Raw genomic sequence first — 3401 nt, forward strand, 5'->3', positions numbered from 1 at the left:
AGCCCATCGCCTCGCCGACCCAATAGCAGGCGGCGACCGGCGGGATCGTCCAGCCGACGTCGTTCAAGGCCTGGAAGCCCTGCGCGGAGGAGGCGTGGGCGCCGTCCTCGTTGCCGACGATCGCCATCACCGCGACCTTGCCGTAGCTGGGCATGCGACCCGCGTCGTCGGTCTCGGACAGGAAGGCGTCCATCCGCTCCAGCACGCGCTTGGCGACGCTGCCCAATTGGCCCATCCAGATCGGCCCGCCCAGGATCAGGATGTCGTGGGCCAGGATCTTCTCGCGCAAGCCGGGCCACTGGTCGCCGTCACCCTCGTCGGAGGTGACGCCGGGCTTGATGTCCAGCGCGGCGACGCGAACCGTTTCGGTGACCTGCACCCCGCGCGCGGCGAGCGCATCGCGCAGCACCGCGATCATCGCGTCGGTGGAGGAGGGTTGCGACGCGTCGGCCTTGAGGGTGCAGTTGAGCGCGAGGGCGGTAAGCATGAGCGGGGCTCCGTCTGATAAGCCACCTCAACGCGCGACGCTGCCGATGGTGGCGGCCTACCCAGGCCGCGCCACGCCCCCGCGCGACAGGACGAAGGCGAACACGTCTGCAAATTGCGCGTCCACCTGCTGGCGCGTCGAGCCGACACCGTGTCCCGCGTCGAAATCCACCCGCAACAGCACCGGCCCGCCGGTGGACGCCTTTTGCAGCCGCGCGGCGAACTTGGCGACGTGCCAGGGGGCGACGCGCGGATCGGTGATCCCGGTCATGGCGAGTACGGCCGGGTAGCGGGTGCCGTCCTTGATCTTGGACATCGCGTCCATCGCGACGAGGCCGCGATACTCTGTCTCGACCGATGGGTCGCCGAACTCCGGGAAGTTGGGCGCGGAATTCTGCTCCACGCCGGCCCGCGCCGTGTTGGTCCAGCCGACATTGTCGATCGCCCCGGCGAACAGGTCCGGCCGCTCGGCCATGGCATTGCCCACCGCGATGCCGCCCGCCGAGGTACCCATGATCGTCAGCGCTTTCGGCGAGGTCCAACCGGCGCGAATCACCGCCTCGCAGCCGTCGATGAAGTCGCGCCAGGTGTTCGCCTTGTTGGCCTTCTGCCCCGCGCGCCACCAGGGCGCGCCATACTCGCCGCCGCCGCGGGCGTGTACCTCGAACATCACGCCACCTTGTTCCAGGAACGCCAGGTAGCGGGGCGAGAAGATCGGCGAGGCCGAGATGCCGTAGCTCGAATAGCATTGTCCCAGCGCCGGCGCCGAGCCGTCGCGCTTCAGGCCTTTCCTGGCGATGATCGAGACGGGCACCTTGGTGCCGTCGCGCGCGGTGGCGATCAGCCGGGTCGATTCGTATTCCGCGGTGGAGAATTCGGGCTTTGGGCTGAGGCCGGTGTCGGCCAGCGTGCCGCCCGGCTGATAGCGCCAGATGCCCATCGGCTGCACCCAGCCGGCCATGCGCAGGTCGACGCCGTCGTGATCGGTTGAGCCGAACAGATTGTATATGCCCGCGTCGAACGGCATCGCGATGTCGGTCACCTTGCCGTCGGGGGCGAGGCGGTGGAGCGTCATCGGACCGCCGTTCTGGCGCGCGAAATAGATGCCGTCCTTGGCCGCGACCAGCCCTGCGTCCGCGGTCTCGATCGGCGCGCGGGCCTCGGGCACCACCACCTGCGCCGTCGCCATGTCCGGGTTGGCGGCGTCGAGCCGGAGAATGCGGCCGAGCGGCGCCCCCTTTTCCGACACGACATAGACGTCGCGCCCGCGCATCGCGAAGCCGGTCGCCTGGTCCTCCATCCGCGCCACCGCACGCCAGCGCGCCTTGCCCGTCATCGCCTCGGCGAGCGGCGCGGCGAACAGCGGATTCTCGCGCCGCACCCCGCCATAGGGCAGCAGCAGCGCCATGTCCGATCCCGGCGTGGTGATCACGAAGGGAAAGTCGATCGGCAGCAGGGTATAGCCATCGACGGTGTCACCCCCGGCGATGATCCGTATGTCGGCCCTGGGATCGGTGCCCAATCTGTGCAGCCAGGCGACCGCGTTCGCGTAATAGTCGGCAGCGCCCCTTACCGCCCCTTCGCGGATGCGGACGTAGAAGAACCCGGAGCCATCGGGCAGCCATTGCGGATTGGCGAACCGAGCGCGGTCGATCGTCTCGGGGAAGTGCGAACCGTCGGCGACGCGCAGCACGCGTGCGACCGACTCTTCCGAGCCTGCTGCGGACAGCCCATAGGCGACCATCGCGCCGTCGTTGGAGGCGCGCCACCAGTCGAGGCTGATGTGCGCGCCGCTCGCGTCCTTAACCGCCTCGGGATCGACCAGCAGGCGCCGCTCGCCGCCGGGCTGGTCGACGACGTAGAGTTTGGCGACGCTGGCGCCGCTCGGGCGTAACTCGACGAACACCTTGGTTCCTGCGCGCTCCACCCGCGAAGCGACGGGCAGGTCGCCGGTCAGCTCGCCGATGCGGCGGGCGAGCGCGGCGCGGCCGGGCAAAGCGTCAAGCGCCTGGCGGGCGTAAGCCGCCTGCGCGCGCATCCACGGCTCCCAATCCGGATCCTTGGGGTCCTCCATCCAGCGATAGGGATCGGGCAGGGTGGTGCCGAAGCGGCCGTCGGCGATGTCCACAGTCTTGGCGGGCGGCGGCTTGCCCGCCTGCCCCCATGCGAACCTCGGCAGCATCACCGAGAAAACCGCAGACGTCGTCGCCAGGAAGTGTCGCCGGTCCATGCCATGCCCCCAGGTGAGGCCGCTCCGCGCGGCTCTAGGTTCTTGGTTTGGCGACCCTATCGTTGGCAGGGGTGATGGCATGGCGCCGGAGCGGTGTCGAGACGCCGTCTGCTGAACTTGGCCCGCAGACGGCAGAACGGGCGCCCTCCATGACTGGAGAGCGCCCGTCCGCAAACGCGGCGACCTTTGATCAGGCGCTGTAGTACATGTCGTATTCGACCGGGCTCGGCGTCATCTCCCAGCGGGCGACGTCTTCATACTTGAGCTCGATATAGGCCTCGATCTGGTCCTTGGTAAACACGTCGCCGCGCAGCAGGAACTCGTGGTCGGCGGCCAGGCTCTCCAGCGCTTCGCGCAAGCTGGCGCAGACGGTGGGCACCTGGGCGAGCTCTGCCGGTGGCAGGTCGTACAGGTTCTTGTCCATCGCCTCGCCCGGGTGGATGCGGTTCTGGATGCCGTCCAGGCCTGCCATCAGCAGCGCGGCATATGCGAGATACGGGTTCGCCATCGCATCGGGGAAGCGCACCTCGACGCGCTTGCTCTTCGGGCCGGTGCCGTACGGGATGCGGCACGAGGCCGAGCGGTTGCGCGCCGAATAAGCGAGCAGCACCGGCGCCTCATAGCCCGGCACCAGCCGCTTGTAGCTGTTGGTGGTCGGGTTGGTGAAGGCGTTGATCGCCTTGGC

General features: G+C 68.9%; 2 protein-coding genes and 1 pseudogene. All 3 read right to left on the reverse strand.

The features are described from left to right. Positions 1 to 487 (reverse strand): flavodoxin family protein (locus tag ACFDTH_RS17880; protein ID WP_375288901.1); only part of this gene is annotated, 487 nt, incomplete at its 3' end. A 57-nt stretch (positions 488 to 544) separates the two neighbouring features. Further along, positions 545 to 2716, reverse strand: coding sequence for a prolyl oligopeptidase family serine peptidase (locus ACFDTH_RS17885; RefSeq protein ID WP_375288902.1), 2172 nt, complete (start codon positions 2714 to 2716; stop codon positions 545 to 547). A 190-nt stretch (positions 2717 to 2906) separates the two neighbouring features. Further along, positions 2907 to 3401: pseudogene (glnA, locus tag ACFDTH_RS17890) on the reverse strand (glutamine synthetase); the annotation flags it as partial.

This window comes from Sphingomonas sp. (assembly GCF_042096255.1).
Lineage (GTDB): Bacteria > Pseudomonadota > Alphaproteobacteria > Sphingomonadales > Sphingomonadaceae > Sphingomonas.

Coding starts and splice junctions, on each gene's coding strand:
- ACFDTH_RS17885 (WP_375288902.1), bottom strand. CDS start 2,716: ATGGACCGGCGACACTTCCTGGCGACGACGTCTGCGGTTTTCTCGGTG.